Source organism: Marinobacter bohaiensis (assembly GCF_003258515.1).
Taxonomy (GTDB): domain Bacteria; phylum Pseudomonadota; class Gammaproteobacteria; order Pseudomonadales; family Oleiphilaceae; genus Marinobacter_A; species Marinobacter_A bohaiensis.
This window is the reverse complement of sequence record NZ_QGEH01000001.1, coordinates 1,846,778-1,870,663: the sequence shown is the minus strand read 5'-3', so window position 1 is coordinate 1,870,663 and position 23,886 is coordinate 1,846,778. Positions and strand designations below refer to the sequence as shown.

Below are 23,886 nucleotides of genomic sequence, written 5' to 3'. Positions count from 1 at the left end.
CATCGCACCCTGTCGAGCCACCCCACACAGGCCCACCGTCAGGCCGGCAAAGCGTAGCTCCCGGTCACGTGCGCCACCAGACGCTCTTCCTCGCCGGACAGCAAGCGGACTTCGCAGAACGCCAGGCGGCGCCCCATTCGCAGAACCACGGCCTCGGCGATCAGGTCGGCCGCCGCCGGCTTCTGCAGGAAATTGATGTTCAGGTTACTGGTGACCGCCATTTCCACCCGTCCCAGCGAGGCGAGGATGGCGGCATACATCGAGGCATCGGCCAGCGCCATCTGCACCGGGCCGGACAGCGTCCCGCCCGGACGCACCAGATTGCCGGCAAACGGTACCCGGGTTCGGGCAAAGCCGTTATCGACCGCCTCCACGCGGAAGTCGATGTCCCCCGCCATGGGCACCCCATCGCGAATCAGCGACTCCACCTCGCTGGCACTCAACGTCATGACGTTCTCCTTTAATTATTGTTGCTGGCGCCCTTTTGGTCTACTCGAAAGCGTGCCTGAAAGGCCGGGCACCTTTGCCTGTACGTAACCGTACCGGCTCCGTACAATAACGGGCTGATCGAATGATAGGAATAGCCCGCCGGTCGCGACGACGGCAGCAAGCGCTGCAGGAAACAAGTCGACCGGTATCGCTGACCGATAACCCATATAAAGAATACGGATTCCGAGATGCGCGCAAGCCGTTATCTGATTGCCACACTGAAAGAAACTCCCTCCGACGCGGAAATCGTCAGTCACCAGCTCATGCTCCGTGCGGGCATGATCCGCAAACTCGCCGCCGGCCTGTACACCTGGCTGCCAATGGGGCTTCGGGTTCTGCGCAAGGTGGAACGGATCGTCCGCGAGGAAATGGACAGGAGCGGCGCCCAGGAAGTGCTGATGCCAGCCATCCAGCCCGCTGAGCTGTGGCAGGAATCCGGGCGCTGGGAACAGTACGGCGGCGAGCTGCTGCGCCTCAACGACCGGCACGGCCGCGACTTCTGCTTTGGCCCGACCCACGAGGAAGTCATCACCGACCTCATGCGCAACGAGCTCAAGAGCTACAAGGAGCTGCCGGCGAACTTCTACCAGATCCAGACCAAATTCCGTGACGAGCGCCGGCCGCGCTTCGGTGTGATGCGCGCTCGCGAATTCGTCATGAAGGACGCCTACTCGTTCCACATCGATCAGGCCTCCCTGGACGAAACCTATCAGGTCATGCACCGCACCTACTGCAACATCTTCGACCGGCTGGGCCTCGACTACCGCCCGGTGGAAGCCGATTCCGGAGCGATCGGCGGTAGTTCGTCCCACGAGTTCCATGTGCTGGCCTCCTCGGGCGAAGACGCCATCGCCTTCAGCAGCGGCGGCCAGTACGCCGCCAACATCGAGAAGGCCGAGGCCGTAGCACCGGCCGGTGAACGTCCGGCGCCAGGCGAGGATATGGCCCGGGTCGACACCCCGGACCAGCACACCATCGCCGACCTGGCCGCCTTCCTGAAGGTGGATGCGGCACGCACAATCAAGACGCTGATCGTCAAGGCCGCCGCCGATGACGACGGCAACCAGGGCCTGCTGGCGCTGGTGCTTCGTGGCGACCACGAACTGAACGAAATCAAGGCGGAAAACCTGCCGGACGTGGCCGAGCCGCTGACCATGGCGACGGACGAAGAGATCAAGGCAACCGTCGGCTGCGGTACCGGCTCCATTGGCCCGGTCGATCTGCCAATTCCGGTCATCGTCGACCGCAGCGCCGCCCATCTGGCCGATTTCATCTGCGGCGCCAACACCGATGATGTGCACCTGACCGGCGTCAACTGGGAGCGCGACCTGCCCCTGGGCCGGGTCGAGGACCTGCGCAACATCGTCGAAGGCGACCCCAGCCCGACCGGTGATGGCCACCTGGAAATCAAGCGCGGCATCGAAGTGGGCCACATCTTCAAGCTGGGCAACAAATACAGCCGGGCGATGAACGCCACCGTACTGGACGAGAACGGCAAGTCCGCCCTGCTCGACATGGGTTGTTACGGCATTGGCGTATCGCGAATCGTGGCGGCCGCCATCGAGCAGAACCACGACGACAAAGGCATCCTCTGGCCGACGGCTATCGCGCCGTTCCAGGTGGTCGTGGTCACCCTCAATGGGCACAAGTCGCCGGCGGTCCGGGAAGCGGCGGAAAAACTGTACAGTGATCTGCGCGATGCCGGCCTGGACGTGCTGCTGGACGACCGTAACGAACGGCCGGGCGTGAAATTCGCGGACATGGAGCTGATCGGCATCCCCCACCGGGTGGTGGTGTCCGACCGCGGTCTGGAAGCCGGCACCCTGGAATACAAGGGGCGCAGCGATGCGGACCGCCAGGACATCCCGGCCGGTGACGCCCTCTCCTTCCTGGTAGACGCCGCCAAGCCAAAACGCTAAGCGCGCGATGCCGCCGGCGCCCGCGGGCGCCGGCATTGCCCTTTCCCGAAACGGTTTCCCCGGCCGTCGCCGTCAGGCGCTCTCGGCCAGTTCCCCAACCAAACCCGCACTGGCCCTCAGCAGCCGGCACACCTCGTCAGGATCGTTCATCCGCTTGACCTGACTCCAGGCGGCATCCGCCTCGGCGTAAGGGCGGCGCGTGTAGTTCAGCCATTGTTTGATGCGACCGGTGACATAACGCGGCTCAAGAAACGTTTGCAGCGTCTGGCTGTAGTCAATCAACAACGGCACAACATCACGCCAAGGCATCGGATCACAGGGCTCTCCCGCCTGACTCGCCTTGATCTGGCGAGCCAGGTCCGGCTGCGCCACCAGGCCCCGGCCGATCATCACGTCGTCACAGCCGGAAATCTCGCGGCAGCGCCAGTAGTCGGCCACCGACCAGACATCGCCGTTAGCGATGACCGGAACGCTGACCCGCTCCCGCACCCGGGCGATTTCCTCCCAGTAAGCCGGCGGACGATAGCCGTCCACCTTGCTGCGGGCATGGATGCAGATCTCATCGGCGCCGGCGTCCGCCAGCGCTTCGCCGCAGGCCACGCCCATCGAGCGGTCGTCGTAACCCAGCCGCATCTTGGCCGTGACCGGGATCTCCGCCGGGACCGCCTCACGCACGGCCGACACCAGGGCATGCATCAAATCCGGCTCACGCATGAGAATGGAGCCGCCTTTATGCTTGTTCACCGTCTTGGCCGGGCAGCCGAAGTTCAGGTCGATCTGGGGCGCGCCCAGCTCCACCGCCCTGGCGGCGTGCCAGGCCACCTGCGACACATGGGAGCCCAGCAGTTGAACCGCAACCGGCACCCCGGCGCGGGTCACCGACCCCTGACGCAGTTCGGGGGCAAAACGATAGAACACCCGGGGCGGCAACTGGCCGCGGGTCACCCGAATGAACTCGGTCACACAACGGTCGATCCCACCGACGGCCGTCAGCAGTTCGCGGATGTAACAGTCGACCAGCCCCTCCATCGGGGCGAGAAACAGGCGCATGGCATTCTTCCGGAAGTATCTGCCGCGCATTGTAGGGATAATCCGGGCAAAAAAAAGCCGGTAGCTTCCGCAACCGGCCAAAGAGAGTGTTCGTTGGGTGGGGTAATCGGCGTCCGCTGCCCCTTACTGGGACAGCGCGAAATTGGCGTAGTACTCGATCCAGCGGATCAGCGTCCGGTTATTCTGGCCGTGTTTCATGATGGTCTCTCTCCCTGATTCTGATGTCCGGGCTGCATGGGCCCTATGAACATCATTCTAGGAAATGGCCGACCGACAATATAATCAATTGCCTTTAATATTTTAAAAGTAATTTTCTATAGATGGCGATGTGTATGGACGGTGGCACAGCGAGGGGACCGAAAACGGAACACCTGGCACGACCTGCTTCAGAGGCGGGAAATGGCCTGGAACCGGCCCTGATCGTCGAAATCGATGCGGAAGGAGCCGTTCACGCCGTCGCGTAAGGCAAAGCGGGAAAGGATGCGGGCCGGGAACTGGACGGAACGTCCGTCCCGGGACACCGCATGAACGTGGTGGGCCGTGCCCTGATAGAGTCGGATCCACTCTTCAGGGCCGATGGCGATATCCACCACAATGGACTGCATCAACGGTTGCTCATGTCCAGCAACAGACGGTTCAGGCGGCTGACGTAGCTGCCCGGATCCTGAAGCTGCTCACCGCTGGCCAGGGTCGCCTGGTCGAAGAGTACGGCGGCGAGATCGGCGAACTGATCGTCCGATGCTTCCGACTCCAGACGTGCCACCAGCGGGTGCTCCACGTTGATCTCGAAGATCGGCTTGCTGTCCGGCACTTTCTGGCCGGCGGCCTCCATGATCTTCTTCATCTGGGCGCCCATGTCGAAGTCACCCACCACGAGACAGGCCGGCGATTCGGTCAGGCGGTTGGTTACGCGCACCTCCTGGACCCGGTCGTCCAGCGCCGTCTTGATCCGCTCCAGCAGCCCTTTGTGGGCTTCGGTAGCTTCTTCCTGGTGCTTCTTGTCTTCCTCGGTCTCGACCTCGCCCAGATCCAGCTCGCCGCGCGCGACGTCCTGCAGCTGTGTGCCGTCGAACTCAGTGAGGTAACCCATCATCCACTCGTCAATGCGATCGGACAGGATCAGCACCTCGATACCCTTCTTACGGAAGACTTCCAGATGCGGGCTGCTCTTGGCCGCGGTGAAGCTGTCGGCGGTGATGTAGTAGATCTTCTTCTGACCTTCCTTCATGCGCCCGACGTAATCGGCCAGCGACACGTTTTCCGTCGGCTCACCGCTGTGGGTGGACGCGAAACGCAACAGGCCGGCGATCTTCTCGCGGTTGCTGAAGTCCTCGGCCGGACCTTCCTTGAGCACGGTGCCAAACTCGTTCCAGAAGCCCTGGTATTCCTCCGGCTCTTTCTTCGCCAGCTTGCCCAGCATGTCCAGGACACGCTTGGTCAGCGCGGACTTGATGCTCTCCACGGTGCTGTCGTTCTGGAGAATCTCACGGGAGACGTTCAGCGACAGATCGTTGGAGTCCACCACGCCTTTGACGAAGCGCATGTACAGCGGCAGGAACTGCTCGGCGTGGTCCATGATGAACACGCGCTGGACGTACAGCTTGATGCCACGCGGCGCTTCGCGGTTGTACAGGTCGAACGGCGCGCGCTTGGGGATGTACAGCAGGCTGGTGTAATCCAGCTTGCCTTCCACCTTGTTGTGGGACCAGGTCAGCGGGTCCTCGAAGTCGTGGGCGATGTGCTTGTAGAAGCCCTTGTACTCCTCGGCCTTGATCTCGGTACGCGGCAGGGTCCACAGCGCCGTGGCTTCGTTGACGGTCTCTTCCTTCGCTTCCGGTTCGTTGCCGTCTTCGTCGGCCGGCTCTTCGGCCTTCATGACAACCGGGAAGGAAATGTGGTCGGAGTACTTCTTGATCAGGCTGCGCAGGCGGTGGCCGTCGGCGAACTCGGACGCTTCCGGCTTCAGGTGCAGCACAATTTCGGTGCCGCGTGCGGCGCGATCGGTCTGCTCAATGGTGAATTCGCCATCACCGGTCGACTCCCAGTGAACGCCCTCTTCCGCCGGCAGTCCGGCGCGACGGGTGAAGACCTCGACGCGGTCGGCGACGATAAAGGCGGAATAGAAACCCACACCAAACTGACCGATCAGCTTGCTGTCTTTCTTCTCGTCACCGGTGAGCTGACTGAGGAATTCGGCGGTGCCGGACCGGGCGATGGTGCCCAGGTTCTCGATCACGTCGTCACGGCTCATGCCGATGCCGTTATCACTCAGGGTGACGGTATTCGCTTCCTTGTCGTAGGCCAGGCGGATCCTGAGATCGGGATCGTCCTCAAAGAGGCCGTCATCCTTCAGCGCGGCAAAGCGCAGCTTGTCCTCGGCATCGGAAGCGTTGGATACCAACTCCCGCAGGAAGATTTCCTTGTTGGAGTAAAGCGAATGGATCATCAGGTGAAGCAACTGCTTCACCTCGGTCTGGAAGCCCAGGGTTTCTTTCTGCGTCTCGACCGTCATGGTGGCTGTATCTCCTTACTCAGTACCTGTCTAAACAGTCACAGGGCCCGCTTGACGGAACGGGCCCATTGGGTCTGGCAAAGGAGATTGGGGCACTCGCCCCCATTTCAAGAGGATTGGGCAAGCTGGCATGCGGCCACCGGATTCGCCCGGCACTTCGCACGGTAATCCGCACCGCAGTCTGCCCGGACAACACCGCTGGCGGGCTCAGTCCTCCATCAGGAAATGCGCCCGGGCGGTGGCAATGGGTTCATTGCGGGACTTCTGCCAGGCGGTGATCATCACATTGGCGACCCGGTTTCCCTGGCGGGTCAGCCGGCACTCGGCGTAGGTTTCCCGGTCCAGGCCGGCACGCAGGTAGTCGAGGGAGAAGTCGACGATCCGCGGCATGCGCAACGTGTCCTGGGACATCATCAGATAGATGGCCGCCGACAGCTCCATGAAACCACCGATCACTCCACCGTGGATGGCCGGCAACACCGGGTTACCCAGGTTCTCCGGCTTGCGCGGGAGGCGGAAGATCAGATCGTCGCCGAACCGGTCGCAGGCCAAGCCGATGGTCTGGGCATAGGGAATCTCCGCCAGCATCCGTGAGAAGTCGCCGGTTTCCTGGGTATAACGAAGGACTTCGGGACTGGTCATGCGTCGTCTCCCGTGATCTGGTCCCGGTACGCCTTGGGCGTGGCTTCCTTGCCAATGCGCATGAAGGTCGCCACGCAATTGGCAATGGTCTGGTTGTCGTGGGCCTGATACGCCTCGCAACGGGTGAAGATGATATTGCGCGTGACGCGATACGCCTCGGCCCGAGCGTATACCGGCTCGTCCGGAACCGCCGGGCGCATGTAATCCACCCGCAAGTCGAGGGTGGGACACAGCTCAAACTCGTCCAGCGCGCACAGCACCACGGAACCGGACGTCGTGTCCATCAACGTGGTGATCGCGCCACCGTGGATGATCCGGGTGTCCGGATTGCCGATGATGCGGTCGCTGTACGGTAGCTTGAGGACCAGGTGGTTGTCCCGCGCTTCCTCGACGCTCACGCCCAGTTCCCTGGCCTGGGCCAGGGTTTCGATAAACCGGCTGACCCGGTCGAACCGGGTCCGATCGTTCGTCATCTGTTCTACCTTGCAGTTGCCGACGACTCGGCGTCGTCCTTCGATTTGGAGGCTGGATCATCGAACACCTTGCCGGAACGCAGTGCGTCCAGGGCATCCGATTTGAACTCCCGGCGATAGAGGATGAAAACCACCAGACTGGACGCCACGATAAAGCAGGCGGGGTGGACAAACCAGGTTACCACCGCCAGCGCGTAATAGTACGAACGCAGCCCCAGGTTGAAGGCATCACCGGCCAGGCTGCACACCCGGGCTGAGCTGCGCGCGAAGGCCTCGCGGGCCGCCGGCGACACCTGCTTGTCGTCGTTCAACGGGGCACCGCCAATCAGAACCGAGGCGAAATTGTACATGCGCATGGACCAGGTGAACTTGAAGAAGGCGTAGACGAACACCAGCATCAGCATGAACAGGCGGATCTCCCAGACCACCCGGTTGCCGCTGCTGGCAAACGGCAGGGAACTGAACACTTCCATCACTTCCTGGGTATAACCCATGGCGGTCAACAGACCCGCCAGGATCAGCAGGCAACTGGAAGCGAAGAAGGCGCCATTGCGCTCCAGGTTCCCCACCACCGAAGCGTCGGCGATTCGGTTGCCGCGACTCAGCATGCCCCGCATCCAGTCCTCGCGGTACAGGTCCAGGGTGTTGGAAAGGCAGGGCCGGTCGTCGGCCTTGCGTCGGGAATACTCGCTGTAACCCAGCCAGCACACAAGAAACCAGGCCAGGGCAATCAGGTCCAGAAAAGGTACCATCCGGAAACGATCCGTTATCAGGGTGGTGAAGACGGGGCCGATTTGGCCCGGGGCGGGCCGGAGCCCGATCCTCAAAATGATACAGAATGCCCCGGAATGTCGCCATAATACAGACAGCTAAGCCTGTTTTGCCGGCAGGCACCGAAGACCCACACAACTGTGTTATAACCTGAAACATGAAATCGTTGGATGATGGAGTTCGCTGTGCGATTGAACGTGTTACCCGCTACCCTGCTCGCCACCCTGGCGCTCATCCTGACCGGCTGCTCGGTTAACCCGGTCACCGGGGAGAGCCAGCTGTCGCTGATTTCCGAAAGCCAGGAAATGGCCCTGGGCGAGGAGCAATACAAGCCCACCGTGCAGATCCAGGGCGGCGAATACACGGCCGATCCGGAGCTGGCGGCGTACGTGTCGAAGGTGGGACAGAAGCTGGCCAGGGTCAGCGACCGCCCCGACCTGCCCTACGAGTTCGTGGTGCTCAACAGCGGCGTCCCCAATGCCTGGGCTCTGCCCTCGGGCAAAATCGCCATCAACCGGGGACTGCTCACCAAGCTGGAAGACGAAGCGCAGCTGGCCTCCGTGCTGGGCCACGAGATCGTACACGCCGCCGCTCGCCACAGCGTGCAGCGCATGCAGCAGGGCATGCTCCTCAACGCGGGGATCGCCGGCCTGGGGATCGCGTTGTCCGACAACGACTACGCGTCACTGATCATGGGTGGCGCCGCCGTGGGCAGCCAACTGACCATGGCGCAATACAGCCAGGGCCATGAGCTGGAATCAGATCACTACGGCATCGAGTACATGGTGCGGGCCGGCTACGACCCGCAGGCTGCGGTGGAACTGCAGAGAATCTTCGTAAAGCTGTCGGAGGGGCAGAACGCCAGCTGGGTCGACGGCCTGTTCGCCTCCCACCCGCCTTCGCAGGAGCGCGTCAACGCCAACCAGGCCCTGGTCGACGAACTGGGCAACCCGGGCGGCTTCCGCGGCAAGCAGGAGTACAGCAACCACCTGGCCTACCTGCGTAGCAAGCAACCGGCCTACGACGCTCAGGAAAAGGCCCTGGAAATGGCGCAGGCCGAAAACCTGGACGGCGCGCTGAAGAAAATCAACGAAGCCATTCGTATCGAACCCAACGAGCCCGCCTTTTACGTGCTTCGCGGACAGATTCTTGAGGAGCAGGACAAGTCCACGGCCGCACTGAAGGATTTCGACAAAGCGGTTTCACTCTACCCCGAGATGTTCAGCTACCGCATCCACCGCGGCCTGGGCTACCTCGACGCGGACCAGTTGGATGCCGCACAGGCTGACCTGAAAGCGGCCAACGATGTGGTCCCGACCTCCATCGCCTACCTGCGACTGGGCGATATCGCCGCCAGGCAGGGACGCAAGGACGAAGCGGTCCAGTACTACTCCGCTATCGCCGACGTCGAAGGCGAAATCGGCAACGAAGCCCGCCGCAAGCTGGCCGATCTGCAACAGTCCTGAGAGACGTGATGACGCTCCCTGGCGTCATGTCGAAACGAAAAAGGCGCCCACATCGGGGCGCCTTTCTTATGCGGGCATGAACGGGCCGGAACGCTTACTTGAGGCGCTCCAGGCTGTCCCGGGCCACCTCAGTGACCTTATCCCAATCGCCGGCGGCAATGGCATCTTTCGGGGTCAGCCAGCTGCCGCCTACGGCCACCACGTTGGGCAGCGCCAGATAATCACTGGCAGTATCCGGGCTGATGCCGCCGGTTGGACAGAACACCACGTCACCGAAAGGACCGGCAAAGGCTTTCAGCGCCGGGCGACCGCCCGAGGCTTCCGCCGGGAAGAACTTGAAATGCCGGAAGCCACGCTCATATCCCATCATCATCTCGGAGATGGTGGAAATACCCGGCAGCAGCGGTGCCTTGGCCGTAATGGAGTAATCCAGCAGGCTCTGGGTCAGACCTGGCGTAATGACGAACTGGGCACCCGCCTCTTCCACCTGCCGGTACTGCTCGACGGTGGTCACGGTACCGGCGCCCACCCAGGCGTCCGGCAGCTCGGCACGCAGCTCGCGGATGGCGTCCAGGCCGTAAGGGGTTCTCAGGGTGATCTCCAGCACCTTGATGCCGCCGGCAACGAGGGCACGACCCAGCGGCAACGCCTCTTCCGGCTTGTTGATGGCGATCACCGGCACCAGGGGACAGGCATCCAGAACGGCCTGCACCTGCTGACGATGGGCTTCAGTCAATAATGAAGGCATCGAAACGATCTCTCTTTATGAAACGGATTCAGGGGCTCCAGAACAGCGTCAGGCCCGTCGACAGGAAAGCCCGGATCGGCATTTCACGTATCGACGGCATGTCGCTCAAGGCCACCTTGAGGGTCTCAAGCTTGTCCTCACCCTTGAGATGGAGCGCGGTCCAGCTGGCCTGTTCCAGGACGGTTCGCGTCAGCGATAGCCGCGCCTGCGGCTGGGAAGCCGGGTGCAACGCCATGCAGCGATAAGGCTGGCTGGGATCGAGCGCGCGATCGATCTCCGGCGCGTCCGGGAACAGCGACGCGGTATGCCCGTCATTGCCCATCCCCAGGATCAGCACGTCCAGGGGCCAGGCGATATCGGCCAGGGCCTCCTCCGCCAGCGGCTGGCCGGCATTGGCGCTCTCGTGCTTCTGCTTCATCGGCACGAACCGTGCCGCCGACGCGGCGCCCTGCAGGAAATGCTCACGCAGCAATTTTTCGTTGCTGTCCGGCGAGTCCGGGGTCACCCAACGCTCATCGACCAGCGTTACATCGACACGGGACCAGTCGAGCGGCTTGTCCCGAAGCTTCTCGAAGAAAGGCTTCGGTGTGCTGCCGCCGGACAACGCCAGGCTCGCGCGATCACGCTCAGCCAGCGCCCCTTCCAGTCGCTCGCCAACGCGGTCGGCCAGCTCGGCGGCGACCGCGTCAGGGTTTTCGCCCAGGGCCGGCTCTACGGTGGCCGGCCAGTCAATCTCAGGCATCTTCATACCAGCTCCTGCCATCACGAGTAATCAGTGCAATGGATGCCACCGGCCCCCAGGTACCCGCCGCATAGCGCTTGGGCGGCGATGCGTGCTCTTCCCAGTTGGCGATCACGCGGTCAACCCAGCGCCAGGCGTATTCCACCTCGTCACGGCGCACGAACAGGTACTGGTTGCCCTTCATGGCCTCCCACAAGAGACGCTCATAGGCGTCCGGAATCCGCTCCTGCTGGAACGTCTCGGAGAATGTCAGCTCCAGCGGGCCCTGACGCAGACGCATGCCTTTGTCCAGGCCCTGATCCTTGGTCAGGATCTGCAGGGACATACCCTCATCCGGCTGCAGACGAATGATCAGCTTGTTGTTGGCCAGGTGCTTCTGGTCCGGATCAAAAATGTAGTGCGGTGCCGGCTTGAAGTGGATGATGATCTGCGACAGTTTCTCCGGCATCCGCTTGCCGGTGCGGATGTAGAACGGCACGCCGGACCAGCGCCAGTTGGAAATTTCGGCCTTGAGCGCCACGAAGGTCTCGGTGGTGCTGCCGCGCACCGCATCTTCCTCTTCCAGGTATCCGGGTACCGGCTTTCCGGCCGCCGTACCGGCTGTGTACTGACCGCGCACCAGGTGGGTTTCCACCAGGTCCGGCGTAATCGGCCGAAGGGCCTTGAGCACCTTGACCTTCTCATCACGGATGCTGTCCGCGGACAGGTCCGACGGCGGATCCATGGCAATGAGGCACAGCAGCTGCAGGAGGTGATTCTGGATCATGTCCCGCATCTGGCCGGCCTGGTCGAAATACCCCCAACGCCCCTCAATTCCGACACTCTCGGCCACGGTGATTTCCACGTGGGAGATGTGATCCTGGTTCCACTGGGAGGCAAACAGGTTGTTGGCGAAGCGCAGGGCAATCAGGTTCTGGACGGTTTCTTTACCCAGGTAGTGGTCGATCCGGAACAGCTGGTTCTCGTTGAACACTTCCGCCAGCTGGTCGTTGATCTCTTCGGAAGACTCCAGATCGTGCCCGATCGGCTTCTCCACCACAACGCGGGTGGCGGTGTCGATGCACTGGGTCTGTTTCAGGTTGCGGGCGATCATGCCGTAGATGGAAGGCGGCGTGGCCATATAGACGATCAGCGCACCGCCACCGGTTTCACGCCATTCACGCAGGCTCACGTAATCGTCGGTGTTGGCGAAATCCAGCCGTTGGTAATCGATGCGCGACAGGAGCTTGGTCATGGCCCCTTCGTCCTGCTCGTCCGGCTTGATGTGTTCTTTCAGCTTGGCTTTCAGCTTCTCGCGGGCGCCGGCTGTGTCCAGTTCCTGTCTGGCCAGAGCCAGAATCCGGGTTTTCGGCGCCAGCAGGCCAGCGGCTTCCAGTTGGTAAAGGGCAGGAAACAGTTTACGCTGCGCCAGGTCCCCCAGTGCGCCGAACATGATCAGGTCGCACTGATTTTCGTTTTTCCGGCTCATTCTTATGACAGTCCTTCAACCTGTTTTCTGGACGATCCTGCAACATCGGCCTGTCGGCCCGACGGGCGGAACCCAGTCCACCCATTCACAGGAATGCGGCAATGTAGTAATTTTGACAAAATAATGGCATCAAAAGCCACCGATTCCAAGAATAATCGGGAATTCTTGACTACTTTACTACACAATGAAAGGGCGAAAACCGGTATAATTCGCGCCGCCAGCCACTTTCAGGCAAGCATTTTCAGTCAAGCAGAGTCTTTGCGGGATAGCCAAGCATGAACAAGAACCACGACGCCACAGCACCCAACCTGCTGGAGCAGATCCAGGGCAAACTGGACACCCTGAACAAGTCCGAACGCAAGGTCGCCGAGGCCATCCTGCGTGACCCTACCGCCGCCACACGCTACTCCATTGCCGCCCTGGCCCGTGCCGCGGATGTGAGCGAGCCAACGGTCAACCGCTTCTGTCGCGGCTTCTCCACCAACGGCTTCCCCGACTTCAAGATCCAGTTGGCCCAGAGCATCGCTACCGGCACACCCTACGTCAGCCAGAACGTGCGCCCGGAAGACGATGTCGCCACGTTTTCCGACAAGATCGTGCTCAGCACCATCGCCAGCCTGGACAAGGCCCGTCAGGCCCTGGACCCGGCGGCCCTGGGTGCGGCCATCGACTATCTGATCCAGGCCAAGCAGATCAACTTCTTCGGCATGGGCGGCTCCGCTCCCGTGGCTCTGGACGCGCAGCACAAATTCTTCCGCTTCAATATTCCGGTCACCTCCTACGACGACGCCCTGATGCAGCGCATGGTCGCGGCCGGCAGCCATACCGGCGACGTGATCGTGGTGATTTCCTACACCGGCCGCACCCGGGAACTGGTAGACATCGCCGAAGCCGGTCGCAGCAATGGCGCCACCGTTATCGGCATTACCGCACCCAACTCGCCGCTGTCGAAAGCCTGTACGGTGGCGCTGGAGGTCACCGCCCCGGAAGACACCGACGTCTACATGCCGATGACGTCCCGCATCATCCATCTGATGATCATCGACATCCTGGCCACCGGCGTCACCCTCAAGCGCGGCAGCGACTTCCAGGCCCACCTGAAGAAGATCAAGGACAGCCTCAAGCCTACCCGTTTCAGCGCCGAATAACGGCCCTCCGGGGTACGGGATTCAACCAGGAATCCCGTACCCGATTTCTACGCCCCTCCTCCCCCTGAAAACTCACCCCCCTTTTCTCCCGACCCGGATGATGTGGCCCTGACCCGCATTCCCGACCATGAATACGGGTTTACCGATACGGACGGGCGAAAGACCGGAACAGGCTTCCGTCATTCCCCTCGCCCATGGCCCGGGTCTTCCGGCGTTGCTTGCGGGACACACCCGCTGACCGGCGTCAGGTCTAGCCCCGGCCAACCAAAAAAGACAAGAAGCACAGGACAGATATGATGCAAAACAACAAGAGATCGACCTTCAAACTCGCGCCGGTAGCTGTGGCCATCGCATCCGCTGCGCTGGCATCGCCGGCTCTGGCCGTGGACTTCAGCGGCTATGCGCGTGCCGGAGCCTCGACCAACCTGCAAAGCGGTGGCGAGCAGACCTGCTTCGGCAGTGGCGCCGCCGGTCACTTTGTCGGCCGACTGGCGGACGAGTGCGACACCTACGCCGAAATCGGCCTGGGCGACGAGCTGTACAACGAGGATGGCAAAACCTTCCGCTTCGACTCGATGGTGTCCTACGGTGCCGACAATCAGGGCAACGACTTCCAGAGCTACAGCTATAACGATGCCGGCGGCGGCTACGACGGCGGCAACACATCGCTGCGTCAGCTCTACATCTCCGGCAACAACGTGATCGAGTCCCTGCCGGGCTCCACGCTGTGGGCGGGTAAGCGCTACTACCAGCGTCACGATGTCCACCACCTGGACTTCTACTATCTGAACAACTCCGGCTACGGCGGCGGTGTCGAGAACATCCAGGCCGGCCCCGGCAAGCTGTCCCTGGCGTTCATCAACCACGATAACCCGGACGGTGACGAGTTCATCCAGAACAACAAGTTCGACGTGCGCTACGCCTTCCCGGTGGGTCAGAGCACCCTCACCCTGGTCGGTATCTACGGCATGGCCGACCTGACCGACCAGCAGGAAGACGCCGGCTTTGAAGACGAGGACGGCTACTTCTTCACGGCGGAACTCTCAAGCGGCCTGCTGGGCGGTTTCAACAAGTTTGTACTGCAGTACGGTGCGGACTCCATGGGCTTCGGCGCCTTTGAAGCCGGCGGTGGCGGCCGGATCGCCAACAGCAACGTCGACGGTTACCTGGAGGACAGCTGGCGCATCCTCGATCACGGTGTGATCAACCTGGGCGCCAACTGGGAAATGGGCTACTCCGCGCTGTACCAGCAGGGGTCACCGCACGATTCCAGCCAGGACGATGCGGAACGCACCAGCGTCGTGATCCGCCCCACCTACAAGTGGTCGCCGGTACTGAGCACGGCCGTCGAGATCGGTTATGACGACGCCCAGTTCCTGGGCGAGGACGATTCATCGGATCTGTCCAAGATCGCCATTGCACAGCAGTGGTCAGCCGGCGGCAATTACTGGGCACGTCCGGTGATCCGCGCTTACGCCGCCACCTTCTTTGGTGATCGCGCTGAAGCCGCGCGCGAAGGCGACGGCGTCGATGGCGACATCCAGGTCGGCCTGCAAATGGAAGCCTGGTGGTAATAGCCACCACCACAGCCCCGGCCGGCCCTTCCTTCCCGGCCCGGGGCGGGTAACCGGAAAGCCTCCGTACCAGCCGCGCGGAGGCTTTCTCCGTTTCAGCACCCTACCCACAGCCCCACCCTACGCCCCCGCCGCTACGCCGAAACCGATACCCGCAAAGAGGATGTGCCCACATCCCACCAGCACCACCATCGCCGATGCAGTACCAACAAAAACAACCGTACAAGGAATGCATCTCATGACTCACCATCGATGGATAACGCCTGCCTTGCTGGCCGTGTTGACGCTCGGCGTCTCCGGCTGCAAGACCGAAGGAGACTCCGGCGGGGATTCCGCGGAGGCTCTTATAGATCCCGGCCCCGACGAGGCCATTCTCTATTACCTGCGCCCCGACGACGTTTACGACGGCTGGGGGCTGCATCTCTGGAATACCGACACCTGTTCCGGCGCCGCGACGCCAACCGCGTGGACTGACCCACTGCTGGCCGACGGCGTGAGCGACACTTACGGCGCCTACTACCGGATCGATCTGACCGCGGACGCCGAGTGCCTCAACCTGATCATGCATCAGGGCGACGACAAAGACCTGGGCGGCAACGACATCACCTGGCAACTCGACGAGCTGGGCCGTCGGGTGTTCACTCTCAGCGGATCCAGCGAACTGTCCAGCGAACCGGTCAGCATCGAGGTGTCGCTGGACGGCGCCAGTGCCCACTGGATCGACGCCGACACCCTGGTCTGGGACGACGCCACTGGCGCTGAACGGTTGACCCTGAATTACGACCGCCAAGGCGATATCCGTATTGAAGACGGCCGACTCCAGGGCGGCAGCAGCATCGAACTGGACACTGGCCACATCAGCTCCGACACCGCCACGACCTTCCCGCACCTGGCGGACTGGCCCGCCTTTGCCGTTACGCTGCCGACCACGGAGCAGGCCCGAGTGCTCCAGGGGCAACTGGTCGCCGCCGCCTACGCCGCTGACGGCGATCTGATGGCCGCCACCCGGGTACAGATTCCGGGTGTTGTCGACGAGCTGTTCACCTATAACGGCCCGCTCGGCGCCGAGGTAACCGACAGCGGCGTCACCTTCCGGGTCTGGGCGCCAACCGCTCAGTCGGTCCGGCTGCACGCCTTCGACGCCGAAAAGGATCCCCTCGCCGGCTACCCGGCCGCCATGACCGCGGACCCGGACCATTCCGGCGTTTGGATTCACGAGGCACCCCTCAGTCTCGACCGGCAGTACTATCAATACGAGGTCACGGCCTTTCATCCGGAAACCGACGAGGTCGAAACAGCGTTGACGACCGATCCCTACGCCCACAGCCTGTCCACCAACGGCCAGTATGCACAAGTGGTTAACCTGGACGACGCCGATCTGAAACCGGCCAGCTGGGACAGTCTGAATCCGCCGGCGGTCGACAAACCGGAAGACATCGTCGTCTACGAGACCCATATCCGCGATTTCAGCGCCGGCGATGCGTCGGTGCCCGAAGAGGATCGCGGCAAATACGCCGCCTTCAGCCGCAGCGGCAGTGCCGGGGTGACCCATCTGCAGCGCCTGGCCGATGCGGGCGTGACCCACCTGCATCTCCTGCCAGCCTTCGACATCGCCACAGTCGACGAAGACCCGACGCAGGTGGTCGATATCGACGATCCGTTCAGTCGACTCTGCGATCTGTCACCAACCGCCGCCAGTGACTGGTCCGGATACTGCAATGCCGGCAGCATTCGTTCGGTGCTGGCTTCCTTCGATCCGACCAGCGGTGACGCCCAGGCCCTGTATGGCGTGCTGCGCAACCTCGACAGCTTCAACTGGGGCTACGACCCGGTCCACTACACGGTACCGGAAGGCAGCTACGCTTCTGACGCCGAGGGAGCCACCCGCATCATCGAATTCCGCCGGATGGTGCAATCGCTCACGGCCATGGGTTTCAACGTGGTGATGGACGTGGTCTACAACCACACCAATGCCTCGGGTCTGGCGGACCAATCCGTGCTCGACAAGATCGTACCCGGCTACTACCACCGTCTCGATCCGCAAACCGGCGCCGTACTGCAATCCACCTGCTGTGAAAACACCGCCTCCGAACACGCCATGATGGAAAAGCTGATGGTCGACTCGCTGGTGACCTGGGCCGACGCCTACGGAATTTCCGGCTTCCGCTTCGACCTCATGGGCCATCACATGCTGGACAACATGACCCGCGCACTGGAGGCGGTCCAGGCGGTAGACCCGGACACCTACTTCTACGGTGAGGGCTGGAATTTCGGCGAGGTGGCCGATAACGCCCGCGGGGTCAATGCCATCCAGGCGAACCTGGCGGGCACCGGCATCGGCTCGTTCAACGACCGGTCGCGGGACGGAGTGCGCGGGGGCGGCCCGTTCGACAGCGGTGAGGCGCTGCGAAGAAACCAGGGCTTTGCCAATGGCCTGTTCACCCGGCCCAACGAGCTCAACAGCGGTTCAGAGGATGAACGGCAAACCCTGCTTGCCGGCACCGACTGGATCCGCGCGGGTATCGCCGGCGGCCTGCGTGACTTCCGCTTCGAGACCGCCAACGGGGATGTTCTGAGCACGGCGGAGATCGATTACAACGGCCAACCGGCCGGCTACACGGACGATCCTCAGGAGCTGGTCAATTACGTGTCCAAGCACGACAACCAGACCCTCTGGGATAACAACCAGTACAAGATCGCCGGCGGGGTCAGCAGCGCCGACCGCGCGCGAACGCAGGTGGTTGCATTGGCGGTCCCGCTACTCGGCCAGGGCATCCCCTTCCTGCACATGGGTTCGGAACTCCTGCGCTCCAAATCCATGCAGCGGGACAGCTACGACTCGGGCGACTGGTTCAATGCCGTAGACTTCAGCTACCAGACCACCGCCTGGAATCGAGGCCTGCCCCGGGAAGACAAGGACGGCGACAACTGGGACGTCATCCTGGATATCCTCGATGACCCCAACGCGGCACCGACCACCAGTGATATCAGCGACTCATTACAAGCCGTCGAGCGGCTGTTGCGCATTCGACGGGATTCACCGCTGTTTCACCTGGCAAGTGCCGACCAGGTCCGTACCCGTCTGGCCTTCCACAACACCGGCCCTGACCAGATACCCGGATTGATCGCCTTCAGCCTGGATGACGGAACAGCTGCGGGGGATGATCTGGATCCAGATCGCGACGCGTTGATGGTACTGATCAATGCCGCGCCCGGCAGCGTCACGCTTGGCACCGGCCTGACCGGGTTTACCCTGCACGACGAACTGGACGGGGCCGTTACCGCCAGCTTTTCCGCCGGCGACTTTACACTGCCCGGCTTGTCCGTTGCGGTATTCGAGCAAAGCCAGTCCGGCGCCCAGGGTAACGGCGTTCCCGTGCCTTAGAAGCGAGTGTCTGAACCGGTTCTTCCGGCGACGGTACATGCCTGTTCGGCAACGCACCTCAAACGGACACAACACGGATCATTCACCCACAAAAAAGGCAGGGCCGAAGCCCTGCCTTTCTTATTCCGCTTTGCCTCACGGTTCTGCGCTCGCCTGAGCAAGCACCCGCGTCAGATCAATCGGATTCTTTGCGTCGGAGCGTTCCCATCAGGGACGCTCGACTTCGGCACTGTCGCGCAGCGAATCGACGTAGGCCGCGTATTCGCTTTGACCACGTTGCTGGGTCAGGAACTGGTTAAGCGCCTGCATCTGGGTCTCCTGACCGTCCACCTCGCCATCGGTTACCTGACTCAGTGACAGCACCACCGCGCGCTCGGCTCCGCCGACCCAATCATAGGAGGCAGTGTCGCCCTGCGGACGCGGCATGGAGAACGCGGAACGAATCACGTCGAAGTCCACATCGCTGGCGTTACGGGATACCGCTTCATGGGTCGTCCATTCGGCATCCGCATCGGCAGCAATGTCGGCCGGCGCGTCGCCGTCCTGCAGGCGGGCCACCAGCGCCTTGCTCCGATCCGCCAGCGCGGCACGGATCTTCTCAGCGCGCAGTTTTTCCTGGATCTGCTCACTTACCGCGTCCAGAGCCAGCTGCTCCTCCGGGTGGTGCTCGCTAACATGGGCCACCACTGCAGTGGTTTTGTCGACATCGATGACTTCGGTGTTGTACTCACCGCTCAGCACGTCATCAGAGTAGAGCTGGCGCACCAGCCCCTGGTGATCGAACGGTGCCTGATTACCTTCACGCTTGATGCCGTCACGGGTCTGGATCGTCAGGCCCAACTGCTCGGCGGGCGATTCCAGGGTCGGCTCGGAGTAGGAGATATCCGCCAGTTGGGTGCGAATCTCGGAGAACGTCTGGCCCGCTTTTTCGCGCGCCACTTCCTGCCGGAGCTTGTCCTTCATATCCTCGAACGACGGCGCCTGCGTCTCGCGAACACCGGTCAGCTTGATGATGTGATAGCCAAACTGGGTTTCCACCGGTTCGGACACCTCACCGTCTTCCAGACTGAACAGCGCCTGCTCGAAAGCACTGTCGTAGACGCCCTTACCGGAATAGCCCAGGTCACCGCCCTGAGTCGCTGTGGCGGTGTCGGCAGAATATTCTTCCGCCACCTTGGCAAAGTCTTCACCGTCGGCCAGCTTCTGCTGCACTTCCTTCAGTTTGGCCTGGGCGTCATCGCCGTCCTCGATCAGGATGTGGGAGGCCCGACGCTGCTCGTCACCACCGAGGTCCGCCTTGCGCTGTTCGTACAGGTCACGCACTTCGTCTTCGGACACGTCCACCTGACTGGCCAGATCGTCGACCGACAGAGTGATGTAGTTGACGTCCACCGATTCAGACTGGAGGAACTCCGATTTGTGCTCGTCGTAGTACTCCTGGATATCGGCGTCTGACACCTCCACCTGGTCGGCGACGACGGAAGCCGGGATCTCGAGAGTCTGGAAGGTCCGGGTCTGGGACTGAATCCGCAGGATGGCCTCGGCGTTCTGCGGGTTGACGATGGCACTGGAGGTAATGCCGCTGCGAATCTGGTTGACCACGAACTCCTTGCGCAGAGCCTCGCGAAATTCCGCCACGCCCATACCCAGGTTGCGCACACCTGCGACAAAGGCGTCACGGCTAAATTCGCCGTCGACCTGGAACTGCGACATGGAAGTAATCACGCTGTCGATGTCGCGGTCAGAGAGGATCAGCCCCTGCTCTTCGGCGTCCTGGGTCAGGACCGCCTGCCGGATCAACCCTTCGAGGACGGACTGTCGGATCTGGTCCTCATTAATGAGGGAAGGATCCGGGTTATCCATCTGGGCCAGCTGACGTTGGCGCTGCATCTGGACCGTACGTGTGAACTGTCGCTCGGTAATATCCTGGCCATTCACCGTGGCCACTTCGGGTTCGCCCGAAAACCCGCCGATAATGGCATCGACACCAAACATGGACAGACCGATCACCAGCAGCACGATGATGATCTTGGCAATCGTACTCTGGGCGTTATTCCGGATATCTTGAAGCATGTTCCTCCCAGACGTCAGCGATGACCGGCGGCTCTTGGTCGCCTACCGGATATCCGCGTCAGGCCTCACTTTTGTGTTCTTGGGAAATATCAGTCGCCACCTGGGAACCACTGAGACAGAACGGTGAGAGCGGCGTACTGAACGTAAAAAGGCGCATCCTTCCAGGGATGCGCCTCGAAATCTGTGGGGCAGTCATTCAGTAGATTTCAGCATGATCAGGTAGGTTGAGTTACCGGAAACAAATGCCTTGAAGAAACTACCCCGGCAATGCCCAAAGGACATTGCCGTAGAAGTCGCCTCTTACTTAACGGCGTCTTTCAGAGCCTTACCGGCTTTGAAACCAGGCACTTTGGAGGCCGGGATCTTGATTTCTGCGCCAGTCTGCGGGTTACGACCAGTGCGAGCGGCACGCTCTTTAACAGAGAAAGTACCGAAGCCGATCAGAGTAACCTGATCACCTTTTTTCAATGCGTCAGTGATGGAATCCACCATTGCGTCCAGGGCACGGCCTGCTCCGGCCTTGGAGATATCAGCTGACTCGGCAATTGCATCAATAAGTTCGGACTTGTTCACACTAAACCCCTTCGATTTCAGGTTGGATATGTTTTATGGATAGGTTTGTTTTTCTCGGAGCTTCCCGACTATCGCACAAGCGGCGGGCGAGTTCCATTCTTCGGTTTTTTTATTCCTTTCGGTCATCGGGTGTCGATAGGAATACTGGCAAAAACCCCGGGAGCCCTTGGTACAGGCTGCTTCAGGACGAAACAGTTATACCAACGGGCTCTCCGGCGTGTCAACAGAGTGGCTGGGGTTTAATGCGTATTAATACGCTCCCCAGCATCGCCCTCGTCGTCCCGCTTCTTGGCGCCTGCCGGCTTTTGCGGCATGCCCTCCGTCTCGGGCGTCGGCTGATACGCCAGGGCGACGTCCAGCACTTCATCGATCCAGGTGGCTGGACGGATCTCCAGGGACTCCTTGATGTTTTCCGGTATCTCCTTGAGATCACGAACATTTTCTTCCGGGATAATCACGGTTTTGATGCCGCCGCGGTGGGCTGCCAACAGCTTCTCCTTGAGGCCGCCGATAGCCAGCACCCGGCCACGCAAGGTGATCTCGCCGGTCATGGCCACGTCCGCCCGAACCGGAATGCCGGTCAGTGCCGACACCAGACCGGTGCACATGCCGATGCCGGCGCTGGGGCCATCTTTCGGGGTCGCACCCTCGGGCACGTGGACGTGCAGGTCGTGCTTCTCGTAGAAATCGTCACTGATACCCAGTCCCGCAGCCCGGCTGCGCACTACCGTCAGTGCCGCCTGGATAGACTCCTGCATCACATCGCCCAGTGAGCCGGTCTTGATGACCTTACCCTTACCCTTGGTCAGGGCGCACTCGATGGTCAGCAACTCGCCGCCCACCTGAGTCCAGGCCAGCCCGGTGACCTGCCCCACCTGATTGGATTCCTCAGCCAGGCCGTACTTGAATTTGCGGACGCCGGAGTAATGCTCCAGCAGGTCCGGCGTCAGCTCGACGCTGTCCTTGCTGCCGGATTCCACATGCTCGCGCACGACCTTGCGGCAGATCTTGGCGATCTCACGCTCCAGACTCCGCACGCCCGCCTCGCGGGTGTAATAGCGGATCAGGTCGCGCATGCTGTCGTCGGAGACCTGCAACTCGTTCTTGCGCAAGCCGTTGGCCTTGAGCTGCTTGGGCAGCAGGTGCTGCAGCGCGATGTTGACCTTTTCGTCCTCGGTGTAGCCCGGGATGCGGATGATCTCCATCCGGTCGAGCAGCGCCGGCGGAATGTCCATGGAGTTGGAGGTACACACGAACATCACGTCGGACAGGTCGTAGTCCACTTCCAGGTAATGGTCGTTGAAGGTGTGGTTCTGTTCCGGGTCGAGCACCTCAAGCAGTGCCGAGGCGGGATCGCCGCGATGGTCCATACCCATCTTGTCAATCTCGTCGAACAGGAACAGCGGGTTCTTCACCCCCACCTTGGAAAGCTTCTGCAGCAGCTTACCTGGCAGCGCGCCGATGTAGGTCTTGCGATGACCGCGGATCTCCGCTTCATCACGCACACCACCCAGCGCCATGCGGGTGTACTTGCGGTTGGTCGCCCGGGCGATAGACTGTCCCAGCGACGTCTTCCCCACCCCCGGAGGGCCTACCAGGCAGAGCACCGGGCCCTTGATCTTCTTCACCCGGCTCTGCACCGCGAGGTATTCGAGAATGCGCTTCTTCACCTCATCCAGACCGTAGTGGTCCTTGTCGAGGATATCGCGCGCTTTCTCCAGGTCGTGACGAACCCGACTACGCTTCTTCCAGGGGATGGCCAGCATCCACTCGATGTAGCCGCGTACCACCGTCGCTTCGGCGGACATCGGCGACATCATCTTGAGCTTGTTCAGCTCGGCCTCTGTTTTCTTGCGTGCTTCCTCCGGCAGGCCGGCTTCGTCGAGCTTCTGCTCAAGATCCTCGAAGTCGTTGCCGCCCTCGCCGAGCTGGCCCATTTCCTTCTGGATGGCCTTCATCTGCTCGTTGAGGTAGTACTCGCGCTGGCTGCGCTCCATCTGCTTCTTGACCCGGCCACGGATGCGCTTCTCAACCTCGATCAGGTCGATCTCGCCATCCAGGCGGCCCAGCAGCAGCTCGACCCGCTCGCGCACATCGAGCGTTTCCAGCAGCTCCTGCTTTTCGTGAATCTTGAGCTCCAGGTGCGCCGCCATGGTGTCGGCCAGTCGCTCCAGGTCGTCGATGCCGGACAGGGAGTTGGTCACCTCCGAGGGCACTTTCTTGGACAGCTTGACGTACTTCTCGAACTCTTCGCTCAGCGTCTTGACCAGAACGGACTCTTCTTTTTCCGGCAGGCTGTCCTCTTCCAGCAGCGACGCCCGGGCCGTCAGGAAGTCGCCTTCTTCAATCGAGTCCAGACGGGCACGGGCGTTGCCTTCCACCAGCACCTTCACCGTACCGTCCGGTAGTTTCAGCATTTGCAGAACGGTGGCCAGGGTGCCCATGTTGTAGACATCGCCCGCCGCGGGGTCGTCGGTTCCGGCATCGCGCTGGGCAACCAGCAGGATTTCCTTGCTCCCCTCCATTGCCGCTTCCAGGGCCTGGATTGACTTTTCCCGGCCGACAAACAGCGGAACGACCATGTGTGGAAAGACCACAACGTCCCGCAACGGAAGCATCGGATAATCGTTCATGGGGGCTTCAGGTATCGATGTCATAGAGAATCCTCTGACTGACGCGTCTTGTAACACGTGTGAACCGACCCGCGCCGGGCGTCACAGCGCTGACCGGTACAAATCCGGTGATGAGCCTCGTCATCCTTTGATTCCATCATGCCACAGAACCGGGTGACTCAGCTGCCTTTGATTCAATGATTGGGGGCGATTCACGCGATTGCAATGCCCTGTCGGGCCG

At 61.7% G+C, this 23,886-nt stretch carries 18 protein-coding genes; 5 read left to right on the top strand and 13 right to left on the bottom strand.

Translation table 11 applies throughout. From position 1 onward, the window contains the following. Nucleotides 1-38: 38 nt before the first annotated feature. Complete coding sequence (locus DKK67_RS08365) at nt 39-443, bottom strand: PaaI family thioesterase (protein WP_228160619.1); 405 nt, start codon at nt 441-443, stop codon at nt 39-41. Between the two features lie 234 nt (nt 444-677). On the opposite strand from DKK67_RS08365, the gene DKK67_RS08360 reads away from it, so the two are divergent. Then, nucleotides 678-2,408, top strand: coding sequence for a proline--tRNA ligase (locus tag DKK67_RS08360; protein WP_111495911.1), 1,731 nt, complete (start codon nt 678-680; stop codon nt 2,406-2,408). A gap of 72 nt (nt 2,409-2,480) precedes the next feature. Here DKK67_RS08360 and DKK67_RS08355 read toward each other — a convergent pair whose 3' ends face one another. The 6 genes from DKK67_RS08355 to DKK67_RS08330 all read right to left on the bottom strand — a co-directional run bounded on the left by DKK67_RS08355 (nt 2,481) and on the right by DKK67_RS08330 (nt 7,837). Next, nucleotides 2,481-3,458 (bottom strand): tRNA dihydrouridine synthase, encoded by a 978-nt coding sequence (locus DKK67_RS08355; RefSeq protein WP_111495910.1) that lies wholly within the window; start codon nt 3,456-3,458, stop codon nt 2,481-2,483. Between the two features lie 386 nt (nt 3,459-3,844). Further along, nucleotides 3,845-4,063 carry a DUF2835 domain-containing protein gene (locus tag DKK67_RS08350; RefSeq protein WP_111495909.1) on the bottom strand — a complete coding sequence of 73 codons (219 nt, stop codon included), beginning with the start codon at nt 4,061-4,063 and terminating at the stop codon, nt 3,845-3,847. After that, a complete protein-coding gene (gene htpG / locus DKK67_RS08345; protein ID WP_111495908.1) occupies nt 4,063-5,970 on the bottom strand; it encodes a molecular chaperone HtpG in 1,908 nt (635 codons plus the stop codon). Before htpG ends, DKK67_RS08350 begins: the two co-directional genes overlap by 1 nt. A 207-nt stretch (nt 5,971-6,177) precedes the next feature. Continuing rightward, on the bottom strand, nt 6,178-6,612 hold the full coding sequence (locus tag DKK67_RS08340) for a PaaI family thioesterase (protein ID WP_111495907.1): 435 nt from the start codon (nt 6,610-6,612) through the stop codon (nt 6,178-6,180). Next, a complete protein-coding gene (locus DKK67_RS08335) occupies nt 6,609-7,085 on the bottom strand; it encodes a PaaI family thioesterase (RefSeq protein WP_111495906.1) in 477 nt (158 codons plus the stop codon). Before DKK67_RS08335 ends, DKK67_RS08340 begins: the two co-directional genes overlap by 4 nt. A gap of 5 nt (nt 7,086-7,090) precedes the next feature. Beyond that, nucleotides 7,091-7,837 (bottom strand): DUF599 domain-containing protein, encoded by a 747-nt coding sequence (locus tag DKK67_RS08330; RefSeq protein WP_111495905.1) that lies wholly within the window; start codon nt 7,835-7,837, stop codon nt 7,091-7,093. Nucleotides 7,838-8,029: 192 nt separating this feature from the next. On the opposite strand from DKK67_RS08330, the gene DKK67_RS08325 reads away from it, so the two are divergent. After that, on the top strand, nt 8,030-9,322 hold the full coding sequence (locus tag DKK67_RS08325) for a M48 family metalloprotease (protein WP_204355807.1): 1,293 nt from the start codon (nt 8,030-8,032) through the stop codon (nt 9,320-9,322). Between the two features lie 94 nt (nt 9,323-9,416). Here DKK67_RS08325 and DKK67_RS08320 read toward each other — a convergent pair whose 3' ends face one another. The 3 genes from DKK67_RS08320 to zwf are packed head-to-tail and all read right to left on the bottom strand — an operon-like array spanning nt 9,417 to nt 12,280. Beyond that, the gene (locus DKK67_RS08320; protein WP_111495904.1) at nt 9,417-10,070 is read right to left on the bottom strand and encodes a bifunctional 4-hydroxy-2-oxoglutarate aldolase/2-dehydro-3-deoxy-phosphogluconate aldolase; all 654 of its coding nucleotides are present in this window, start codon (nt 10,068-10,070) and stop codon (nt 9,417-9,419) included. 28 nt (nt 10,071-10,098) lie between these two features. Continuing rightward, nucleotides 10,099-10,812 (bottom strand): 6-phosphogluconolactonase, encoded by a 714-nt coding sequence (gene pgl / locus DKK67_RS08315; RefSeq protein WP_228160548.1) that lies wholly within the window; start codon nt 10,810-10,812, stop codon nt 10,099-10,101. Continuing rightward, nucleotides 10,805-12,280: a glucose-6-phosphate dehydrogenase gene (gene zwf, locus DKK67_RS08310; RefSeq protein WP_111495902.1), complete on the bottom strand. Its 1,476-nt coding sequence runs from the start codon at nt 12,278-12,280 to the stop codon at nt 10,805-10,807. The genes pgl and zwf overlap by 8 nt, the downstream gene beginning before the upstream one ends. A 275-nt stretch (nt 12,281-12,555) precedes the next feature. Between zwf and DKK67_RS08305 the strand changes: the two genes are divergently transcribed. The 3 genes from DKK67_RS08305 (at nt 12,556) to pulA (ending at nt 18,387) form a co-directional block, all read left to right on the top strand. Beyond that, nucleotides 12,556-13,428 carry a MurR/RpiR family transcriptional regulator gene (locus tag DKK67_RS08305; RefSeq protein ID WP_111495901.1) on the top strand — a complete coding sequence of 291 codons (873 nt, stop codon included), beginning with the start codon at nt 12,556-12,558 and terminating at the stop codon, nt 13,426-13,428. Nucleotides 13,429-13,721: 293 nt separating this feature from the next. Further along, nucleotides 13,722-15,002: a maltoporin LamB gene (gene lamB, locus DKK67_RS08300; protein ID WP_228160547.1), complete on the top strand. Its 1,281-nt coding sequence runs from the start codon at nt 13,722-13,724 to the stop codon at nt 15,000-15,002. 238 nt (nt 15,003-15,240) lie between these two features. Continuing rightward, nucleotides 15,241-18,387, top strand: coding sequence for a pullulanase-type alpha-1,6-glucosidase (pulA, locus tag DKK67_RS08295; protein ID WP_228160546.1), 3,147 nt, complete (start codon nt 15,241-15,243; stop codon nt 18,385-18,387). Between the two features lie 207 nt (nt 18,388-18,594). Here the strand turns inward: pulA and DKK67_RS08290 are convergent, their stop codons facing one another. The 3 genes from DKK67_RS08290 to lon all read right to left on the bottom strand — a co-directional run bounded on the left by DKK67_RS08290 (nt 18,595) and on the right by lon (nt 23,690). Continuing rightward, nucleotides 18,595-20,460, bottom strand: a complete 1,866-nt coding sequence (locus DKK67_RS08290) for a SurA N-terminal domain-containing protein (protein ID WP_111495898.1) — start codon at nt 20,458-20,460, stop codon at nt 18,595-18,597. Nucleotides 20,461-20,760: 300 nt separating this feature from the next. After that, entirely contained in the window at nt 20,761-21,033 is a 273-nt protein-coding gene (locus DKK67_RS08285; RefSeq protein WP_111495897.1) for an HU family DNA-binding protein, read from the bottom strand. 239 nt (nt 21,034-21,272) lie between these two features. After that, nucleotides 21,273-23,690, bottom strand: coding sequence for an endopeptidase La (lon, locus tag DKK67_RS08280; protein WP_111495896.1), 2,418 nt, complete (start codon nt 23,688-23,690; stop codon nt 21,273-21,275). Nucleotides 23,691-23,886: the final 196 nt, after the last annotated feature.